Raw genomic sequence first — 21,733 nt, 5'->3', positions numbered from 1 at the left:
ACAGTCGTTATTTTCATAGGTTTAAAAATTTTATTTCAATTTCCTCTCAGATTCATTAATCTGAATATCATTGATACTCGCAAATCTTTTTTGCATGAGTCCATTAGCATCAAATTCCCAGTTTTCATTACCGTACGCTCTAAACCAATTGCCTTCAGCAGTCTGATATTCATATTCAAATCTGACACCAATACGGTTTTCAGTATGTGCCCAATATTCTTTTTTAAGTTTATAGTGCAACTCTTTTTTCCATTTCTGAGTCAAAAAAGAGACAATCTCTTCTCTTCCATTTATAAACTGATCGCGATTTCGCCATTCACTATCAACGGTATACGCTTTTGAAACCCGTTCCGGATCCTGACTGTTCCAGGCATCCTCTGCCATTTTAATTTTTTGAATTGCCGTTTCTAAAGTAAAAGGCGGCAATGGTATTTTTTGTTCCATACTATAAATTAGTTTATAATTTTTCCGTTCTTGTATTTGTTTTTACCATCTTCCCAAACATCATTTTCAGAAGTTCTTTTGAAGCTTTTTGGATTGGCTCCCTTAACCACTTCATTCTTATAATAAACATGCTGATTATCTTTGGAATAATCCGGAGAAATAATTTCAAACCCCGTAAGACTTACTCCAATTATTTTTTTGCCATTATAAAACACGTTTCTATTGTCTTTTGAATAACCATAATCTAATGATTCAAAAGATTCGATATCAACATCCGGACATTCTATTCCTTTATAAATCAAGGTATCATTAACAACTATTGTAAAATAGTCGATTTCTTTACTGTTTTTGATAATTTCGAAAGTATGAAGCGTAAATTCATCTTTAGTAAAAGCAGAAACAATTGAATTTCCAATTTGTACATACGTGTCGTTGATTACCTGTATTTTGCCATCAATCATTTTATGTTTTTGAATAACCTCATCAACATCCAGTAGGTACATACCCTCACCTCTTTCATGAATAATCGAATAAATATAATTTGCATCTACAGCTATTCCATCATTTAAAGGTCTGAAAGTAGCCGGATCTCCTTGTATCTTTTTACTTCTATAAAAAACCGAATTAACATCCTTATTCCAGCTTTGACGTTTGTGTTCAGGCAAAGACGGATCTAATAATTGATAGGTTTTAGGATCTGCATCTGTAATGATTCCTAAAAAATTATATTCTTTTCCGTTCGTCGTATACACATGGTTTTTATCCTTAATAATTCCAGAAGCATCAACCTGAAACGTTGCATAATCAACATTTTGTTTTCTTCCTTTCCAGAAAACGTCCTTTTTATCTTTTCCAAAATCCCTGTTGATTGGCTGAAAAGATTTTACATCGGCATCAGATTCAAAATAGCCCAATTCAAACCAATTTCCCATCGGCGAATGCACAATCAAATTTTTTCTGTAGTGATAAAAATACGAATCAGAGACTTTGCTGTTTACCGGATCCCCTATCCTGAATAAAAAATATCGTATTCCTAAAATAAACAGAACTACTATAGCTAAAATGACAAAAAAAACTTTCATACTTGTGAATACCTGAAATTATACTTTCTGTAAAACTAAGTATTTTATTGTTATTTTTTGTTCTCTGATTTATTTAGAAAATTCACAACTGCATTCAAAATTACCCAGAAGAGATAAAAAACTTCAAAAAGTTATTAATTTTACAATAAACCACACGTATTAAAGAAATTCATAATCGAATAAGTTATTTTAAACACCAAAAAATCGTAATTTTACAATTACAACCTACAGCTATTCCAAATGAATTCAACGATTGAAACAAATCCATTATTAGAAAAACTGCCTAAACATTTAAAGCAATTCATCAAACCACAGGATTATGGTGATTATACTCCAATTAATCAGGCGGTTTGGCGTTATGTGATGCGTAAAAATGTAGATTATTTATCGAAAGTGGCCCATCATTCGTATTTGGATGGTTTGAAAAAAACAGGAATTGAGATTGACTCCATTCCAAGCATGTATGGGATGAACCGAATTCTGACTGAAATTGGCTGGGCAGCAGTTGCCGTAGACGGGTTTATTCCACCAAACGCTTTTATGGAATTCCAGGCCTATAATGTTTTGGTTATCGCTTCGGATATCAGACAATTAGAACATATTGAATACACTCCCGCTCCTGACATTATTCACGAAGGTGCCGGCCACGCTCCTATTATCGCGAATCCAGAATATGCGGAATACCTGCGCCGTTTTGGAGAAATTGGCTGTAAAGCGATTTCATCTCATAAAGATTATCAGATGTATGAGGCTATTCGACTGTTGTCAATTTTAAAAGAAGCCGAAGACACGCCTCAGGAAAAAATTGATGAAGCCGAAAAAGCTGTGGCCAATTTGCAAAACAATATGGGGGAATTATCCGAAATGGCCCAAATTCGAAATCTACACTGGTGGACGGTTGAATACGGTTTAATCGGAACTATCGAAAATCCTAAAATTTACGGCGCCGGACTACTTTCTTCCATTGGAGAAAGTGCCTGGTGCATGACGGATAATGTGAAGAAAATCCCTTATAATATTTCTGCTGCCAATCAAAATTTTGATATTACACAGTTACAGCCTCAATTGTATGTAACACCAACTTTCTCGCATCTGAGTCTGATTTTAGAAGAATTTGCAAATAAAATGGCTTTAAGAACCGGAGGTTTGTCCGGGATTCAAAAACTGATTCAATCGAATGCTTTGGGAACTATAGAACTGAGTACCGGTTTACAAATTTCAGGCGTTTTTACTAATGTTATTGAAGAAGAAGGAAAACCGGTCTACATTCAGACAACCGGAAAAACAGCTTTATCATACCGTGAAAAAGAATTGGTAGGCCACGGAATTTTAACCCACTCACACGGATTTGGAAGCCCGATTGGAAAACTCAAAGGTTTCAATTTAGCCATAGAAGACATGAGTCCGAAGGATTTGCAGGCGTACAGCATCGTAGAAAACGAAACTATTAAACTGGAATTTGAAGGCAATATCATAGTTGAAGGAGAAATTATTACCGGTTCAAGAAATCTTCATGGAGAAATTATCCTGATTAGTTTTAGAAATTGTACTGTTACGCATGGCGATACGATTCTGTTCCAGCCGGAATGGGGCAATTACGATATGGCAATTGGTAAAAAAGTGGTTTCTGCTTTTTCCGGTCCAGCCGATGTGAATAGTTTTGATCTGATTAATATTGTTCCTACAACTAAAACCATAAAAGCAAAACATACAAATGAACGTGATGATTTAGAAATTTTATATTCGACTGTTCGAAATATCCGAAATAATAATGATTCTAAATCTGATCTAAAATCTGTTTTTGAAAAACTAAAAAAAGATCATCCTGCTGATTGGTTACTTTCAGTTGAAATTACTGAACTTTTAAAAGATTCGGATGAGAAACAGCTTTTACAGGAAGCCTTGGTTTATCTGGAGCAATTGAAAGAAAAACGTCCGGAAATTGCCCATTTAATTGCTGGTGGGCTAAATTTGATTTTTGATAAGGAAGCAGTTTAAATTATTGCACATAGGTTTTTTAATCTCGCAAAGACACAAAGTCGCAAAGTTTTTTGCCAAGCAAACAGTCACATTGCTAGTCAGAAGTGACACTCGGAATTCGACAAAAATTGGCGATTTTGATTGCGGAGTTTCTAGTGTGATTTCTCCTTCGTCGAAATGACAATATTGCAAAACCTCTAATTCTTAAAATTACAACTTCAAATCCTGATTAAGCTCACTCTCCGACTCAATGGTTTTTCCATTATATTCTAATTTCCAGCCCATTGAATTTGTTAGAATTAAAATCTTAGACAATTCGCTTATTAATCTGTTTTGGGCATTCGTCTTAAGTGTAGATTTTTCAATTTTCTTAGCCAGATTGGCTTTTACGGATTTATTGATTTTATTGTAATCATCTCCCGTAAAAGGATTCAGTTTACTTTGCTCCACATCATAAAACTGAATATCAGGATTGATTGTAATTTCTTCTTTCGGGATATTGAGGATTGTAATTGTTTTGTTTTTTTCGTCAATATCATATTTCATTTTGTGCAAATCGTAGGCAACTGTAACATTTGCGTTTACCACAATAAGTGCTTTCTTTTCAAAAGAAATCATATCCATCAAATACTTCTGCTGATTTTTATAGGTGATGACTTCAGAAAAATGCCCTTCAGTAACAACAAGTTTTCCAACATTCAAAATTTGCTGTTGAATTAGGTTTGTATTATAATCGATTGTAGAATCGTCACCTTTTTTAAATTCGCAATATTTGAAAGCAAGCAGAATAACAACTACAATTGCGGCACCAACTAAAATTCTTTTAAGCATAATCTGGATTTGATATTAATGATATAGCTAATTTAATGCTTTTTTGAGAAGTAGTCTTTAGTATTCATAAAAACCTTTTACAAGCTGTTTTGTTCTAAACATTGAAATTATGTAAGATTATCAGCTATTTACATAAACCAAAACGCAGCCTTTACTTTAATTTTGTGAAAAATGAAATTTAACCTGCTAAAATTAAAATGTTATGATTGAAAAAATTAAAGAATTACCAGCAAATATGATTGGCTTTAAGACAGCTGGTCACATAGTTAAAGGCGATGTTGATTTTGTTACATCAGAAGTCAGACTTTTAATTCACGATACTCCACAACTCAATTATTTATTGTTTTTTGATAATTCCCCAACCGATTTCACATTAGGTGCATGGTTACACGAAGCTTTATTAAGCATTAAAAACATTACGAAATGGACTCGTGCTGCAATCGTAACAGATTGTCAGAGAATGATCAATTTTACTAAAGTTTTTAATACGGTCATGCCGGGAGAATTTAAAGGTTTCAAAAAAGAAGATTATTTACTTGCAGTTGACTGGACAGCAGAAAAAATTGATTTGGATTAAATTATAAAAAGATATATCATGCATAAAGATTTAAATAATAAAGAAGCAGTAGAAAAAATAATTTCATTAGTAAAAGAAATTAAAACAGGAATTTTTGTAACTGAACTAACAAAAACACCTCTTCAATCAAGACCAATGGGTATCCAGGATATTGATGATGACGGAAATTTATGGTTTATTAGTTCTGCGAACAGCAATAAGAATTTTGAAATTTTAAAAGACAATCAGGTTCAGTTGTTTTTTGCTAACAATTCAAGTTCTCAATACATTTCTATTTACGGTACAGCATCGATATATAAAGATCAATCGATAATTGACGAATTATGGACTCCGGTTGCAAAAGCCTGGTTTGAAGAAGGCAAAAACGACCCAAATGTTACAGTTATAAAAGTAGTACCATCAGATGCTTATTACTGGGACACAAAAGACGGAAAAGTTATTTCATTACTTAAAATGGCAGGGTCAGCATTATTTGGAAATACTGCAGATATAGGTGTTGAAGGAAAATTAAAACTATAAAAAGAGAGGCTCGAAAGGCCTCTCTTTTAATTTTACAGCTATTTATTTTGCATTCAATTCATCGATTATTTCTTTGGTCAATCGCAGGCTTTTTAATTTTGCCTGATGATCAAAAATTGGACTAGTAATCATTAGTTCATCAATTTTAGCGTAATCAATGAATTTTTTCAAATCTGCTTCAATTTGTTTTTTACTTCCAACAAATGAACCTCCGGTCATCTGATTGACATGAAAACGCTCTTCTTCGCTCATAATAGCATCAAGTGAATCTACAGGAGGCTGAAGTCCTTTACGGTCATTTCGAATTAAATTCAAAAACATCTGGTACAAACTTGTAGATAATTTTTCGGCCTCTTCATCAGTATCCGCTGCAATAATATTTACACAAGCCATTGTTTTCGGTTTATCCAGAAATTCAGAAGCCTGAAAATTATTCCGATAAAACTCAAAAGCTTGTAGCATCTGACGAGGTGCAAAATGCCCTGCAAACGCATATGGAAATCCATAAGAAGCTGCTAAGGAAGCACTTTCCATGCTTGATCCTAAAATCCAGATTGGTACTTTTGTTCCTTCAGCCGGAAAAGCACGCACTTTTGCAGTAGCATTTCCCTCAGAAAAATAATCCTGTAATTTAGATACATTTTGCGGAAACCGCTGTGCCTGTTCAAAAAAATCTTTTCGAATGGCTTCAGCAGTTGGCTGATCGGTTCCGGGAGCTCTTCCTAAACCTAAATCGATTCTGCCGGGATATAAAGTTTCGAGAGTTCCAAATTGCTCTGCAACGATTAATGGCGAATGATTAGGCAGCATAATTCCCCCTGAACCTACACGGATATTTTGTGTCTGACTGGCAACATATCCAATCAGGACTACCGTTGCAGTACTGGCCACATGCGCCATATTGTGATGTTCGGCAAGCCAAAATCTTTTATAACCTAAAATATCTGTTAACTGGGCAATTTCTTTTGTTTTATTTAATGTTTCAGTTGCGTTGCTATCATTGTTAATAATAGCCAGTTCTAATATGGAGATTGAAATCGGGTCTTTCATGTAATAAATGTCTTTTTACAAAATTAATTCATTTGTTACGAATCCTAAATTCTTCGGTGTTAATAGATTTATAATGTTTGAAACCAAATTTATATTTTGAATCCTAAAAGGCAAATGATTTTAAAGCTAAATTTGTAATTCTTAATCAACTTTGATTTTTAGCAACACTGTAAATGACAAACAAGATATTAATTATAGACGACGAAGAAAAACTGAGAAGTCTTCTGGTACGCATTGTAAAATCAGAAGGTTTCGAAGTTTTTGAAGCCAAAGATTTAAAATCGGGTTTTAAGAAGCTGGAGCAAAACGATATAGATGTCGTTTTATGTGATGTAAAACTGCCTGACGGAAACGGCGTTGATTTTCTTCAAAATATAAAAGGCAGTTTTCCGTTGACGGAAGTTATTTTGCTGACAGCTTTTGGAAATATTCCTGACGGCGTTCAGGCCATGAAAAATGGTGCTTTTGATTATATTGTGAAAGGCGATGATAATGATAAAATTATTCCTCTTCTTTATAAAGCGGTCGAAAAAGTGCATTTGCAGAAAAAAGTACAACAACTTGAAAAACGTATTGGAGATAAATATTCCTTTTCCAGCATAATTGGGAAATCAAAAGGAATCGAACAAGTCATTGATCTTGCCCAAAAAGTCGCCAAAACTGATTCGACTGTTTTATTAACCGGAGAAACTGGAACCGGAAAAGAAGTTTTTGCACAGGCGATTCACGAAAACAGCAATCGTACAGGAAAATCTTTTGTGGCTTTAAACTGCAGTACGTTCAGCGCAGCAATTTTAGAAAGCGAACTTTTTGGTCATAAACAAGGCGCTTTTACGGGAGCTTTAAAAGATAAAAAAGGTTTTATTGAAGAAGCTAATGGCGGTACGTTATTCTTAGATGAAATTGGAGAAATGCCGATAGATCTTCAGGCAAAATTATTGCGTGTTTTAGAAACTTCTGAATATATTCCGGTTGGAGACACGACTCCAAAAAAATCAAATTTCAGATTAATTGCTGCTACAAACAGAGATTTAAAAACAGAAAGTGACGAACATCGTTTCCGTTCTGATTTGTATTTTCGTTTGAATATTTTCGAAATTAAACTTCCTTCGTTAAAAGAAAGAGTTAAAGATATTCCGTTGCTGGTTAATTATTTTGTCAAACAATTTTCTGAAAAAACAAATAAAAAAACATTATCGATTTCAGATGATTTTATTCAGAAATTAGAAAATTATTCCTGGCCGGGAAATATCCGTGAACTAAAAAATATTATCGAAAGATCGGTTATTTTGAGTAATGGAGATACTTTAACTTCGGATGTTCTTCCCTATGAAATGCAAAATCAAACGGAAAAAACCAGCAAATCAATGTCGGCTTTCTCGATGCAGAGCGTTGAGAAACTTCATATTCAAAAGGTTTTAAATTATACAAAAGGAAATAAAGCCGAAACGGCTAGATTATTAGAAATTGGAATTGCGACTTTATATAGAAAACTGGAAGAATATCAAATTCAATAACAATTGCAAAATAAAATTCAAAGAAGATTACAATTCATAATTAAATAAACCTATCATTTCAATAAAAGCTTATCATTTTGATAGGCTTTTTTTATGCCTAATTTTTGGCACAAAACTACATCCCTTTTATTGACAGCACTTTAGCTACAACTTCATTTTTTCGGAACATATTTTGGCATAAGGAGGAAGAACATAAAAATTCATTCTCATGAAAAATCAAGTAACCTCAATCTACAAACAAGCCGAACGGTTTGCTGAGATAACCAAAAAATCTATTATTTCTGGAAATATAGTAAGAGCTAAAAAATGTCTGGCTCTTGCCGAACGTTTGTTTATAACCGGAAGCATCGAAACTAAAAATGCCATTTCTAATGTGTATGTTTTTTCAGTTTCGTCTTTTATGGAAATGCGCCACTGCAATATTTCTCATCTTTTTCCTCAAACGCTTAAAGCGGAATATATCAAGCAGGTCAATGCCTCTGGTGTTTAATCGGTTAATCGGTTCACTAATCTGAAATCTGAACTCAAAAATCTAAAATAAAAATCATGGTCACAATCCTTCTTCTTGCTTTAGCAGTCTTACTGTTTGCAATTTGTTTTCTGTCAGTTGAATTCTTTGAAAAAATCTAAATCATGACTGCACTATTTATCATTTCAATCGCCGTTTTCGTGTATTTGATTTATGTATTAATCAAACCCGAAAAATTTTAAAAAAAGAATTTTAGAATTTAAGATTCTTTCAAAGAGCTCTAAAATCTAAAATCAACAATCTAAAATTAAATAATATGAACACAGAGTTACTTGGCGTCATTGGTATTTTTCTCCTCACCATTGTTTTAGCGATTCCATTAGGAAAATATATTGCTAAAGTTTATTTAGGAAATAAAACACTTCTTGACCCGATTTTCAATCCAATTGAAAAATTTATTTTTAAAATCAGCGGCATTAATTCAGCTGAAGAAATGAACTGGAAACAGCACTTAAAAGCACTTTTAAGTATCAACATGGTTTGGTTCTTTCTTTGCTTTTTTGTCTTATTATTTCAGGGTTCTTTACCTCTTAACCCAGATAATAATCCATCTATGACGCCTGATCTGGCTTTTAATACGGCTATTTCATTTTTAGTCAATTGTAATTTACAGCATTATTCAGGTGAAAGCGGGGTTTCTTATCTTTCCCAAATCGTCTTGATGTTCCTTCAATTTGTTTCTGCCGGTATCGGAATGGCTGCTGCCGCTATGATTTTTACAGCAATGAAAGAAAGAACAACAGAACAATTGGGTAATTTTTACAATTATTTCATCAAAAGCTGTACTCGTATTTTATTACCGCTTTCAGCAATTGTGGCTATTGCACTAATATTTAGCGGAACTCCAATGACTTTTGAAGGTAAAGATGCTATTACAACACTTCAAGGCGATCATGTAGAAGTTTCTCGCGGGCCAGCCGCAGCATTTATTGCTATCAAACATATTGGTACAAATGGTGGTGGATTTTTTGGAGCCAACTCAGCGCATCCATTAGAAAATCCAACTTATTTTACTAACGGAGTTGAACTTTGGGCGCAAATGATTATTCCGTTTGCGATGATTTTTGCTCTTGGATTTTACCTCAACAAAAGAAAACTATCAAACATCATATTTGGTGTAATGACAGTTGGTTTTTTACTCTTAGTTGTTCCAACAGTTATGAGTGAAATCAACGGAAATCCTGCTATCGAAAAAATGGGAATCGCACAAGCAACCGGAGCGATGGAAGGAAAAGAAGTTCGTTTTGGCCCAGCAATGTCAGGTTTCTGGAGTATTGCCACAACTGTAATTTCTACAGGTTCTGTAAACAGCATGCACGATAGTTCTATGCCTATTTCCGGAGCAATGCAATTGCTTGCCATGATGGTCAACGCCTTTTACGGAGGTTGTGGCGTTGGAATCCTGAACTTTTATATTTTCATTATTCTGGCTGTATTTATTTCCGGTTTAATGGTGGGCCGAACTCCTGAATTTTTAGGGAAGAAAATCGAAGCACGCGAAGTTAAAATTGCAGCCTTTATTGCGATTCTTCATCCTTTATTGATTTTAGCCGGAACAGCGATAGCTTCTTATTTTGCAGCGCATGATACCGCAATGGGTTATTGGTTTAGCGGAAACGCAACAGGCTGGCTGAACAATCCTGGCAATCACGGATTCTCTGAAATGTTATACGAATACACTTCAAGTGCTGCCAACAACGGTTCTGGTTTTGAAGGTTTAGGAGATAATAATCCTTTTTGGAATATCACTACAGGAATTGTATTACTGTTAAGCCGTTTCATTCCAATCATTGGGCCATTGGCAATTGCAGGATTATTGGCGAATAAAAAATACATTCCGGAAAGTGCAGGAACTTTAAAAACTGACACTACGATTTTCGGAATTATGGTTTTCGCCGTAATCGCAATTATTGCTGCTTTATCATTCTTTCCAGCTTTGGCTTTAGGTCCATTGGCAGAATATTTCACACTAAAATAAAAATGCTGAATATTTTAAACACATAGAAACATAGCAAAACAAAACAGACAGAAAGAGTATTAAAAAAACTAGTTTTTCACACATAGCTATGTGTTTGCATGCAAGTGAAATGCCTAACTCTCAAAGTAAAAATCTATGTCTCTATGTGTTTAAAATAAATATTAGCTTAATAAATAACATTCAAAAAAATGACAACTAATAAATCCGCATCATTGTTTGAAAGCAAACAGGTAAAAGAAGCCTTAGTGCAATCTTTTGTGAAGCTTAATCCAAAATTGATGATTAAAAATCCGGTAATGTTTACCGTAGAAATAGGAACTGCCATTATGTTTGCTGTTTGTGTTTCCATTTTAATGGGAGCAACTGACCAAGGTAGTTTTACTTATAATTTAATTGTGTTTTTAATATTACTAGCGACACTTTTGTTTGCCAACTTTGCTGAAGCTATTGCTGAAGCCAGAGGAAAAGCACAAGCCGATAGTTTAAGAAAAACACGCGAAGAAACTCCGGCAAGACAGATTTTACCAAATGGAGAAATCAAAAATATCAGTTCATCAGAATTGAAAAAAGGAGATATTTTCGTTTGTGAATCAGGCGATTTAATTGCAACTGACGGAGAAATTATCGAAGGATTGGCAACCATTGACGAAAGTGCGATTACCGGAGAAAGTGCTCCTGTAATTCGGGAAGCAGGTGGTGATAAATCATCTGTAACCGGCGGGACAAAAGTATTATCTGATAAAATAAAAGTAATCGTAACTTCTGAACCTGGCGAAAGCTTTTTAGATAAAATGATTGCTTTGGTTGAAGGTGCGAGTCGTCAGAAAACGCCAAACGAAATTGCCTTAACCATTTTATTAGCCGCATTTACCTTAATCTTCGTGATTGTGTGCGTTACGCTAAAACCGTTTGCCGACTATGCAAATGCACCCATCACGATTGCGGCTTTTATTGCTTTGTTTGTATGCTTAATTCCAACGACAATTGGAGGTTTGCTTTCTGCGATTGGGATTGCCGGAATGGACAGAGCATTGCGTGCCAACGTAATTACAAAATCTGGAAAAGCGGTGGAAACTGCCGGAGATATTGACGTATTACTTTTGGATAAAACCGGAACCATCACTATCGGAAACAGAAAAGCAACCAATTTTTATCCAACAAAAGGAATTTCTTTTGATGATTTCGTGAAATCGGCTGTTTTGAGTTCTCTTGCAGATGATACTCCTGAAGGAAAAAGTATCTTAGAGTTGAGTGAGATGATCGATGTAAAAAATGAAGTTAAAGCAAGCTTTTTACAAACTACCTCTGATATTTCACATACCATCAAATTTACTGCCGAAACCAGAACTTCCGGAGTTGTATTAAAAGACGGAACCAACATTAGAAAAGGAGCGCAAGATGCTGCAAAAAATATTGCACAGCAAGCTGGAAATTCTTTCCCTGAAGATACAGCACAGCAAGTAATTTCTATTTCGTCTAACGGAGGAACACCATTAGTTGTAATCAAAAATAATGAAATTCAAGGTGTTATCGAACTTCAGGATATTATAAAAACTGGAATGAAAGAACGTTTTGAGCGTTTGCGAAGAATGGGAATCAAAACGGTTATGGTTACAGGTGATAATCCGCTTACGGCTAAATTTATTGCCGAAGCTGCCGGTGTTGATGATTTTATTGCCGAAGCTAAACCTGAGGATAAAATGAATTACATCAAGAAAGAACAAGCTGAAGGAAGGCTGGTTGCCATGATGGGGGACGGAACAAATGATGCTCCGGCTTTGGCTCAAGCCAATGTTGGAGTAGCGATGAACAGCGGAACTCAAGCAGCGAAAGAAGCCGGAAACATGGTCGACCTTGACAATGATCCAACGAAACTAATTGAGATTGTTGAAATTGGAAAACAGCTTTTAATGACTCGAGGTACTTTAACTACTTTTTCTATTGCAAATGACGTTGCGAAATATTTTGCTATTGTTCCTGCTCTTTTTATTACTGCGATTCCTGCGCTTCAAGGTTTGAATATTATGCACTTGCATAGCCCTGAAAGTGCGATTTTATCGGCTGTAATTTTCAACGCAGTTATCATTCCGATTTTGATTCCGCTTGCGCTGAAAGGGGTTGATTATCGTCCAATTGGAGCAAGTGCTATCTTAAAAAGAAACCTTTTGATTTATGGCTTTGGCGGATTGATTGTTCCTTTTATCGGAATTAAAGTAATTGATTTACTAGTAACTCTTTTTATGTAGTGAAATGTGATTTGTAAAATGTGAAATGATGAAAAATCTACATTTTACATCTAACAATTTACAAATCACTTTTTACATCTAACATTTTACACTAAAAACATGAAAACTATATTTTCACTATTAAAACTTACCGTATTTACTTTGATTTTGTTTGCGGTTATTTATCCTTTAGCGATTTACGGAATCGCACAAATTGCTCCAAATCAAGGGAAAGGAGAAACGATTTCGGTTAACGGAAAAGTGGTTGGTTATCAAAAAATTGGTCAGAAATTCGATAAGTCGAATTATTTCTGGGGAAGACCTTCGGCTGTTGATTATAATGCTGCTGGAAGTGCCGGAAGTAATAAAGGTCCAAGCAACGCCGAATATCTGGCTTTGGTTCAAAAAAGAATTGACACGCTTTTACTGGTTCATCCTTACTTGAAAAAAACTGATATTCCAGCTGATATGGTTACAGCTTCAGGAAGCGGTTTAGATCCGAATATTTCTCCACAAGGCGCTTTGATTCAGGTAAAACGAATTGCTAAAGAAAGAAAACTGGATGAAACTAAAGTAAAATCTTTGGTTGAATCTAAAATTAATACGGCTGTTGTTGGGCCTGAAACGGTAAATGTTTTGGAATTGAATGTGGCGCTGGATCAGCTTCGCTAGAAAAGTTTCTGAGGTTCTGAGTCGCTATCCCGATAGCTATCGGGACTAAGGTTTTTCTCCTACAAGGTTTTTAAAACCTTGTAGGCATGATAAACTCATTAGAAATTATTGTACCGTAACCACAACGTTTGTCATTTCGAGGAACGAGGAATCTCCACGAGTAGCTCGACAAAGATTGGCGATTCACTAGACGGAATTTCTAGTGTGATTTCTCCTTACGTCGAAATGACAAAACAAGCCCTTAAATCAAAAACTTTAAAATTAAATCCCTACAAGGTTTTGAAAACCTTGCAGGAAACGAAAAACACCTTTTTACCCCAAATGCCCTAGCCCCGATAGTAGTGGAAATCCTTTTGTGCCGGGGTTCGGCACAAAAGATTGAAACGGATAGCGGGATTAGCTCCTAAAAAATCTATTAAATAAATAATTGAATACCACAAAAATGAAAAAAATAATACTTACTGCTTTAATCGCTTTTGGTTTTAGCAATTTACATGCACAGTCAGCATCTAAAAGTCCGTTTACGTTTTCAGGATATGTAGACACTTATTATAGTTATGATTTCGTGAAACCGGAAAATCATACTCGGCCAAACTTTTTTTACAGCTATAATAAAAGTAACGAGGTAAACCTGAATTTAGGAATGGCGAAAGTGAATTATTCGAAAGAAAATATTCGGGGAAATTTTGCTTTGATGGCGGGAACTTATGCTGAGTATAATATGTCTGCCGAACAAGGTTTATTGAAAAATGTTTACGAAGCGAATGTTGGTGTAAAGATTTCGAAAAACCATAATTTATGGGTTGATGCGGGAATTATGCCTTCGCATATTGGTTTTGAGAGTGCGATTGGAAAAGACTGTCAGACTTTAACGAGAAGTATTTTGGCTGAGAATTCGCCTTATTATGAAACGGGAGTTAAAATTGGTTATACATCAGAATCTGGAGAATGGTATTTGGCGGGTATGTACTTGAATGGCTGGCAGAGAATTGAGAAAGTCGAAGGAAATCAAACGCCTGCTTTTGGAACTCAGGTTACCTACAAACCGTCGGATCGGGTTACTTTGAACTGGAGTACTTATGTTGGAAATGAACAGCCGGATATTGACAAAAAATGGCGTTATTTTAATAATTTCTATGGACAGTTTAAAGTAACGGAAAAGACAAATATTACAGCTGGTTTTGATATTGGATCTCAGCAATCGGCTAAAAATAGTAACAAATATGACACTTGGTTTTCGCCAGTTTTGATTCTGCAATACAAACCAGTTGATAAGATTCAGCTTGCAGTACGAGGTGAATATTATAGTGACGAAAAAGGGGTAATTATCGCGACTGAAACCCCAAATGGTTTTAAAACTTACGGATTTTCAGCTAACTTTGATTACTTAGTTACTGATACTATTATGTTTAGAATTGAAGCCAGAAATCTTTCAAGTAAAGACGAAATCTTCACAAACAAAGATAATCTTCCAACGGATACGAATACGTTTTTAACGACTTCGTTGGCGATTAGTTTCTAGTCTAGTGAAATGTTTTTTGTAAAATGTAAGATGTACTAAGCATTACGCAAGACATTTTACATTTTACAAAAAACATTTTACCCAATAAAATATGAAAGAAGAAAAAGATAATAACGCACAGCACTTTCTCGATTTAATTCAGAAATCACGAAAAGGGAAGTTTAAAATCTACATTGGAATGAGTGCCGGTGTGGGCAAAACTTTTCGTATGCTTCAGGAAGCGCATTCGTTATTGAAAAACGGAATCGATGTAAAAATTGGCTACATCGAAACCCACATGCGGAAGGAAACGCATGAATTATTAGCGGGTTTGCCTATAATTCCGAGACGGACCATTTTTTATAAAGGAAAAGAATTAGAAGAATTGGATGTTCAGGCGATTATCAATCTTCGTCCAGAAGTGGTTATTGTTGATGAATTAGCGCACACGAATGTTGAAGGAAGTAAAAATGAAAAACGCTGGCAGGATGTTTTGGAAATTCTGGAGGCTGGAATTAATGTAATTTCGGCTGTTAATATTCAGCATATTGAGAGTTTAAACGAAGACGTAAAACGCATTACAGGAATTGATGTTCAGGAACGCATTCCGGATAATGTATTACGATTAGCTGATGAAGTCGTGAATATCGATTTGACTTCAGAAGATTTGATTGCACGTTTAAAGGAAGGAAAAATTTATACGACAGATAAGATTCAGACGGCTTTGCAGAACTTCTTTAAATCGGAACAAATTCTGCAATTGCGTGAATTGGCTCTGAAGGAAGTGGCTAGCCAAGTCGTTCGGAAAGTTGAAAATGAAGTGCCTCAGCTGCATGCTTTACGCCATGAAAAACTATTAGCATGTATTAGCAGTAATGATAAAACGGCTAAAATTGTGATTCGGAAAGCGGCACGATTGGCTAGTTATTATAACGGAATCTGGTATGTTTTGTATGTTGAAACACCACAAGAAAGCACTACAAGAATTGCACTCGATAAACAAAGACATTTAATTAATAACTTTAAACTCGCTGTTCAGCTTGGCGCAGAAGTTATTAAAGTAGAAAATTCAAATATTTCGAATGCGATTTTGACAACCGTAGAGGAAAAACAAATTACAACTGTTTGTATAGGAAAACCACATTTGAATTTATTTAAAGTAATTTTGTCTACAACAATTTTCAGACGTCTGCTAAATAAATTGTCTTTATCAAACGTTGATCTTGTTATACTGTCTTAATCGTAAAATGTAAAAAGTGAGAGGCCAGATGTTCGTTTCACATTTTACAAATAACATTTTACACAAAAAATATGAGAATTAAAACCAAATTGAATCTGGGTGTTGGATTATTATTTTTGATGATCATCATTCTCTCGTTAGTGAGTGCTTATGCTGTATTTTTGATTAAGCAGGACACGGAGAATATTCTGAAATCGAATTATAATACGCTCGAATATTCCCGAAATATGATTTCTGCTTTGGATATAATTAAATTGGGTTCGAAAGAAACGATTCAGAATTTTGAGGAAAATCTAGAGAAACAAACCCATAATATTACAGAACCAGGCGAAAAACAAGCAACTGAAAAACTAAAAGAAAGTTTTGCTCTTCTCGCTAAAAACAATTCTGACGAAACTGTAAAAGGACAAATCCGTCAGGATATTTTTGCGATTATGAAGCTGAATCTGGATGCCATCAAACAAAAAAGTGACATTGCAAAAAAAACTGCAGAAACGTCCAATTTTTCCATTGCTATTGTGGGGACTTTATGTTTTTTAATTGCTTTTAATTTATTGGTCAATCTGCCAAATAACATTGCAAATCCGATTAGGGAATTAACGCTGAGTATTAAGGAAATTGCGAATAAAAATTATTCTGAACGTGTTCATTTTACAAGTCATAGCGAATTTGGAGATCTTGCCAAATCATTTAATACAATGGCACAAAAGCTCGAAGAATATCACGACAGCAATGTGTATAAACTTCTTTTTGAGAAAAAACGACTGGAAACGCTTATCAATAATATGAACGATCCGATTATTGGTTTGGACAATGAAGAAATTGTTTTGTTTGCAAATGACGAAGCGTTGAAAATTATCGGGTTAAAATCGGAAGATATAATTGGAAAAACGGCATCTGAATTAGCGAATACAAATGATCTGATTCGTTCCTTAATTTTAAAAGAAACTAATGGAAATTCAAAGAAACAACCTTTGAAAATTTTCGCTAATGCTAAAGAAAGTTATTTCGAAAAAGAAACTATTAACATTACAATAACGCCAACGGGCGAAGAAAAAGAGATCAACATTGGCGAGGTCATTATACTTAGAAATATTACGCTTTTTAAAGAACTGGATTTTGCCAAAACGAATTTCATCGCAACAGTTTCGCACGAATTAAAAACGCCGATTGCTTCTATAAAATTGAGTCTACAATTGCTCGAGAATTCCAAAACGGGCGATATGAACGAAGATCAAAAACAACTGATTGAAAGTATTAAAGAGGATAGTCAGCGATTATTGAAAATTACTGGTGAACTGCTCAATTTATCGCAATTGGAAACCGGGAATATTCAATTAAATATTGAAAAAAGCAATCCGTATGAAATTGTAAAATATGCTGTTGAAGCTGTAAAAGTTCAAGCTGATCAAAAACAGATTCAATTAATTATTGATACCGATAAAAATCTTAAAAACGTAAAAGCCGATGCCGAAAAAACGGGCTGGGTTTTGATTAATTATCTGTCGAATGCGATTCGATATTCAGCTGAAAAAAGCACTATTTTCATCAAATTAAAAGAAGAAAATAATCAAATCGTTTTTCAGGTTATTGATACCGGAAAAGGAATTGAACCACGATACAAAGACAAGGTTTTTGATAAATATTTCCAGATTCCGGGAAGTCCAAAATCGGGAACGGGATTGGGTTTAGCAATTAGTAAAGAATTTATCGAAGCTCAAAACGGGAGTGTTGGTGTAGAAAGTAATTTGGGATTGGGAAGTACGTTTTGGTTTTCGTTGAAGGTTTAATTTTTTCTTTAGAAAAACATAAAAACACAAATTATAATCATAAAAAAACGCCTTACTTTTTTAATCGTAAGGCGTTTTAAATTTTAGGTTTTATTCTTTTGGTTTCGTCAAATAATAAACTGGAATTCCAATCAACATAATTAAAATTCCCCAACCACAGGTTGAAAATTTTGTAATCAATAAAGAGATACTAATTGCCGATGCTAAAACAATATAGAGTAATGGTAAAAACGGATATCCAAATGCTTTATAAGGTCTTTCTGCATCCGGCATTTTTTTACGTAATATGAAGATTCCGTAAATTGTCAGAATGTAAAAAATCAGAACAATAATAATTACAAAGTCCAGTAAAGCACCGTATTTTCCGGTCAGACACAAAGCCGAAGCCCAGACACATTGTGCCCAAAGTGCCCATGAAGGAACACTAAATTCATTAAGAACAGCTGCTTTTTTAAAGAACAAACCATCCTTTGCCATGGTATAATACACCCTCGCACCCGCCATAATCAATCCGTTGTTGCAGGCAAAAGTCGAAATCATAATCATGATCGCAATAACTAAAGTTCCGATATCTCCAAAAATATACTGAGAGGCCACTACTGCTACCCTGTCTGATTTTGCAGTTGCTATTTCGTCCATTGGTATCACAGCCAGATACATCAGGTTTGTCAAAACATAAATAATGGTAACAATAAAAGTTCCTAAAAATAAACTCAAACCTACGTTACGTTTTGGATTTTTAATTTCTCCTGCAATAAAAGTAACCCCAACCCAGGCATCGCTCGAAAATAATGATCCTACCATGGCTGCTGAAATTCCCGTAATCAGGGCCTTTCCGCTGATAGGAAGCCACGAACCGTTATCTACATCATAAGAATGAGGTGTCCAGGCATCAGCCCAATTGGCATCCCAAACAGAAGCTTTTGCAGCAAGCGTTAATCCAAAAACGATCAAACCAAGTAATGATAATATCTTAATAATCGTAAGAACGGTCTGAAGAACTTTACTGTTTTTCACACCACGGCTGTTAACATACGTTAGCAAAACTATAGTAACGATTGATACAATTTGTGCTGCATTCAGTTTAAAATCCCCTAATTCAAACAATATATTTTCATCGCTGAAAGGTTCATAAAGATAAGCTGCAAACTTTGAGAAAGCTACACCAACGGCAGCAATTGTACCGGTTTGAATCACGGCAAAAAAGCTCCAGCCATATAAAAAAGCAATCAGTTTATTGTATGCTTCCTTCAGATATACATATTGTCCTCCGGCATTTGGGAACATCGAACTCAGTTCACCATAACTTACAGCAGCAATAATAGTAATTAGTCCTGAAATCAGCCAAATCAGTGTCAGCCATCCTGCTGAACCTACTTGTCTGGCGATATCGGCGCTTACGATAAATATTCCGGAGCCAATCATAGAACCTACTACAAGCATGGTTCCGTCTAGTAATCCGAGTTCTCTCTTAAAATTTTCCTGGTTATTTTCCTGCATTATTTTTGGTTTTTGGTTGGTTAAAGATATACTTTTTTTAGAAATTTCAGAGTATCGAAAACTTTTTTGGGCGTGTCCCTGCGGGTCGGGTTTTCGGCTATATCTTTTACACTGCTTCGCCGGTAAAAGGATGCCGCCTCTACCCCTCACGCAAATTCGGTTTTTACAAGAACATCAGAATTATAATTTAAATTATGCAAAACATAAAAAACTCAAAACAACTACAAATAAATCAATTACAAAGAGCAGCATTACCTTATAAAATTTAACAAGAAAAAAAAGAAATACGTTAAACGGATTTCTTTTTTTATTAAATTTATGTAGCTATTAATTGACAATACATTTTAATTAGCCCGAAAAAACTAAAAACAACAGTAAACCGGTTACGTAGTACGCAGACAGAATTTAATATAAACCAAAAATTCCAAAGTTATGTTTCAGGTTGTTTTTCTAAAAAATCTACGCTTTACTAACGGTTACATTCTGTTGTCAATTGTATTTATTTCTTGTGCTTTACTAATTTGTGTGAACCTTTTTACAATCAAAATATTATCTGCCAACAGAGCTTATATCAATGGTGAATCTCATTATTCAAAAGGACAAAAAGATGCTTCCCGACATCTTATACATTATGTCTTTACACAAGATGATCATAAATGGAAATTGTTTCAGGAAGAGTTAAAAGTACCACAAAGTGCCCGCATTGCCAGAGAAACATTAGTGAAATTTGGTGACAGTGAAATAGCCCGAAAGGCATTAGTTACGGGAAGAAACCATCCGGAAGATCTGGATGACATAATTTGGTTATTTGAAAACTTTAAGCAGGTTTCTTTTTTATCAAAAGCCATTAATGAATGGGAAGAAGGCGACGAACTAATTGTTAAGTTGTCTGAAATTGGTAAAGAAATTAATACCAAAATCAATAGTAAGGTTTTAAGTCGGACTGATCAGATAAAATTCCTTGAGGAAATTGGTTCTATTAGCGACAAATTAACTATTAATGAGCGTAATTTTTCAAACATTATTAGTGATGGAACCCGTAAAATTAAAAACTCTCTCATTATTACAAATATCATTTTCACATTGATTATTGTATGCAGTGTTAGTTTTTATTATTCAATAATGGTAAAAAGATTATTAGCTTCAAAGAAAGAAGCCGAAGCCAAAAATGAAAATCTGATATTAGTCAATCATGAATTGGATCGTTTTGTTTATAGTGCTTCGCATGATTTGCGATCTCCAATAACGTCATTAAAGGGCTTAATTGAAATTACACAGCTGGAAGATGATATCGTTCAGATAAAAGAGTACTTAGGTTTAATGTATCAAAGTCTTGTCAGGCAGGATCAATTTATTAGCGACATTATTGATTACTCAAAAAACAAACGAAAACAAATCATTATTGAACCTGTAAGCCTGAAAGAAATATTTGATGAAGAAATTTCACAACTAATGCACATCGAAAATGCAAACCGAATAATTTTCAAACAGGACATATTAGCAGACCAAATTCAGAGTGACCGCTTACGTTTAAAAATTATTATCAGCAATTTGCTTTCCAATGCTATAAAATATGCCGATACAAGTAAAGAGGAGATGATTATCTCAATCAACACTTACAATCAAGATGACCTTACCAAAATCGAAATCACTGATAACGGAATTGGAATCAAAAATGAATTTAAAGAACACATTTTCGAAATGTATTTCGGAACAAACAAAAATAAAGGATCAGGTTTAGGCCTTTATATTGTAAAAGAAGCAGTTGAGAACATCAGAGGAAATATTTCTCTGATTTCAGAAAACAGCGTCGGAACTACGTTTACACTAACAATACCTAACAATTATGGAATTTAAACCTTTATTTTTATTAATTGAAGACAATTTAATTGACCAGATTGTTACTCAACAATTACTCAAAAAAGTATTTCATGTTGAGGAAATTATTATTGCCAATAATGGAAAGGAAGGGATTGAATGGCTTGAAGAGAATAAAACAAATCGCCCAGTTATTATTTTGCTTGACATTCAAATGCCTATTATGAATGGTTTCGAATTTTTGGAAGAATATGAGAATTTACAAGAGGAAATAAAGTTAAAATCGCAAATTTATGTATTATCATCAACTCTTGATTCTGATGAAATTAAAAAAATAAAAGAAACTCATCATGTTATTGATTTTTTAAACAAACCTTTATCAGTGGAATATTTTAGAAGTAAAATTTAATTAAAACTAAATAATTGCTTAAAAAAATTTAGTCTGTTTTGAAAAATTATTACTTTTTGGAGCAACTCAAC

General features: G+C 34.4%; 19 protein-coding genes. 14 read left to right on the top strand and 5 right to left on the bottom strand.

Annotated features, from left to right (window positions below; genetic code table 11):
• Positions 1-30: 30 nt before the first annotated feature.
• Positions 31-444 (bottom strand): nuclear transport factor 2 family protein, encoded by a 414-nt coding sequence (locus DMB68_RS21545; protein ID WP_110348688.1) that lies wholly within the window; start codon positions 442-444, stop codon positions 31-33.
• Positions 445-452: 8 nt separating this feature from the next.
• Positions 453-1,526 (bottom strand): DKNYY domain-containing protein, encoded by a 1,074-nt coding sequence (locus DMB68_RS21540; protein ID WP_110348687.1) that lies wholly within the window; start codon positions 1,524-1,526, stop codon positions 453-455.
• A 240-nt stretch (positions 1,527-1,766) separates the two neighbouring features.
• Here DMB68_RS21540 and DMB68_RS21535 point away from each other — a divergent pair, with 240 nt between their 5' ends.
• The gene (locus DMB68_RS21535; RefSeq protein WP_110348686.1) at positions 1,767-3,524 is read left to right on the top strand and encodes an aromatic amino acid hydroxylase; all 1,758 of its coding nucleotides are present in this window, start codon (positions 1,767-1,769) and stop codon (positions 3,522-3,524) included.
• A gap of 192 nt (positions 3,525-3,716) precedes the next feature.
• On the opposite strand, the gene DMB68_RS21530 is transcribed toward DMB68_RS21535, so the two are convergent.
• Entirely contained in the window at positions 3,717-4,337 is a 621-nt protein-coding gene (locus tag DMB68_RS21530) for a DUF4230 domain-containing protein (protein ID WP_110348685.1), read from the bottom strand.
• A 202-nt stretch (positions 4,338-4,539) separates the two neighbouring features.
• Between DMB68_RS21530 and DMB68_RS21525 the strand changes: the two genes are divergently transcribed.
• Together DMB68_RS21525 and DMB68_RS21520 are read left to right on the top strand one after the other, a co-directional pair.
• Positions 4,540-4,914, top strand: coding sequence for a SpoIIAA family protein (locus tag DMB68_RS21525; protein ID WP_110348684.1), 375 nt, complete (start codon positions 4,540-4,542; stop codon positions 4,912-4,914).
• An 18-nt stretch (positions 4,915-4,932) separates the two neighbouring features.
• Complete coding sequence (locus tag DMB68_RS21520; RefSeq protein ID WP_110348683.1) at positions 4,933-5,433, top strand: pyridoxamine 5'-phosphate oxidase family protein; 501 nt, start codon at positions 4,933-4,935, stop codon at positions 5,431-5,433.
• A 42-nt stretch (positions 5,434-5,475) separates the two neighbouring features.
• On the opposite strand, the gene DMB68_RS21515 is transcribed toward DMB68_RS21520, so the two are convergent.
• On the bottom strand, positions 5,476-6,483 hold the full coding sequence (locus tag DMB68_RS21515) for an LLM class flavin-dependent oxidoreductase (protein ID WP_110348682.1): 1,008 nt from the start codon (positions 6,481-6,483) through the stop codon (positions 5,476-5,478).
• 173 nt (positions 6,484-6,656) lie between these two features.
• On the opposite strand from DMB68_RS21515, the gene DMB68_RS21510 reads away from it, so the two are divergent.
• The 9 genes from DMB68_RS21510 to DMB68_RS21470 all read left to right on the top strand — a co-directional run bounded on the left by DMB68_RS21510 (position 6,657) and on the right by DMB68_RS21470 (position 17,935).
• Positions 6,657-8,000 carry a sigma-54-dependent transcriptional regulator gene (locus DMB68_RS21510; RefSeq protein WP_110348681.1) on the top strand — a complete coding sequence of 448 codons (1,344 nt, stop codon included), beginning with the start codon at positions 6,657-6,659 and terminating at the stop codon, positions 7,998-8,000.
• Positions 8,001-8,208: 208 nt separating this feature from the next.
• The gene (locus tag DMB68_RS21505) at positions 8,209-8,490 is read left to right on the top strand and encodes a DUF7674 family protein (protein WP_012024048.1); all 282 of its coding nucleotides are present in this window, start codon (positions 8,209-8,211) and stop codon (positions 8,488-8,490) included.
• Between the two features lie 143 nt (positions 8,491-8,633).
• On the top strand, positions 8,634-8,711 hold the full coding sequence (kdpF, locus tag DMB68_RS21500) for a K(+)-transporting ATPase subunit F (RefSeq protein ID WP_073099479.1): 78 nt from the start codon (positions 8,634-8,636) through the stop codon (positions 8,709-8,711).
• A gap of 74 nt (positions 8,712-8,785) precedes the next feature.
• A complete protein-coding gene (kdpA, locus tag DMB68_RS21495) occupies positions 8,786-10,507 on the top strand; it encodes a potassium-transporting ATPase subunit KdpA (protein ID WP_110348680.1) in 1,722 nt (573 codons plus the stop codon).
• Between the two features lie 188 nt (positions 10,508-10,695).
• Positions 10,696-12,753: a potassium-transporting ATPase subunit KdpB gene (kdpB, locus tag DMB68_RS21490; RefSeq protein ID WP_110348679.1), complete on the top strand. Its 2,058-nt coding sequence runs from the start codon at positions 10,696-10,698 to the stop codon at positions 12,751-12,753.
• 99 nt (positions 12,754-12,852) lie between these two features.
• Positions 12,853-13,404, top strand: coding sequence for a K(+)-transporting ATPase subunit C (locus tag DMB68_RS21485; protein ID WP_110348678.1), 552 nt, complete (start codon positions 12,853-12,855; stop codon positions 13,402-13,404).
• A gap of 442 nt (positions 13,405-13,846) precedes the next feature.
• Positions 13,847-14,926: a porin gene (locus tag DMB68_RS21480; RefSeq protein WP_110348677.1), complete on the top strand. Its 1,080-nt coding sequence runs from the start codon at positions 13,847-13,849 to the stop codon at positions 14,924-14,926.
• 91 nt (positions 14,927-15,017) lie between these two features.
• Positions 15,018-16,145 carry a sensor protein KdpD gene (locus DMB68_RS21475; protein WP_110348676.1) on the top strand — a complete coding sequence of 376 codons (1,128 nt, stop codon included), beginning with the start codon at positions 15,018-15,020 and terminating at the stop codon, positions 16,143-16,145.
• A 71-nt stretch (positions 16,146-16,216) separates the two neighbouring features.
• Positions 16,217-17,935: a sensor histidine kinase gene (locus DMB68_RS21470; RefSeq protein ID WP_110348675.1), complete on the top strand. Its 1,719-nt coding sequence runs from the start codon at positions 16,217-16,219 to the stop codon at positions 17,933-17,935.
• 90 nt (positions 17,936-18,025) lie between these two features.
• Here the strand turns inward: DMB68_RS21470 and DMB68_RS21465 are convergent, their stop codons facing one another.
• The gene (locus DMB68_RS21465) at positions 18,026-19,435 is read right to left on the bottom strand and encodes an APC family permease (protein WP_110348674.1); all 1,410 of its coding nucleotides are present in this window, start codon (positions 19,433-19,435) and stop codon (positions 18,026-18,028) included.
• 432 nt (positions 19,436-19,867) lie between these two features.
• Between DMB68_RS21465 and DMB68_RS21460 the strand changes: the two genes are divergently transcribed.
• Both DMB68_RS21460 and DMB68_RS21455 read left to right on the top strand, forming a co-directional pair.
• Complete coding sequence (locus DMB68_RS21460) at positions 19,868-21,292, top strand: sensor histidine kinase (RefSeq protein WP_110348673.1); 1,425 nt, start codon at positions 19,868-19,870, stop codon at positions 21,290-21,292.
• A complete protein-coding gene (locus tag DMB68_RS21455) occupies positions 21,282-21,662 on the top strand; it encodes a response regulator (RefSeq protein WP_110348672.1) in 381 nt (126 codons plus the stop codon). Before DMB68_RS21460 ends, DMB68_RS21455 begins: the two co-directional genes overlap by 11 nt.
• Positions 21,663-21,733: the final 71 nt, after the last annotated feature.

Origin of the sequence: Flavobacterium hydrophilum (assembly GCF_003202405.1) — a bacterium.
Lineage (GTDB): Bacteria > Bacteroidota > Bacteroidia > Flavobacteriales > Flavobacteriaceae > Flavobacterium > Flavobacterium hydrophilum.
Note: the sequence above shows the minus strand (reverse complement) of the source record. Positions and strands in the feature narration are given on the sequence as shown.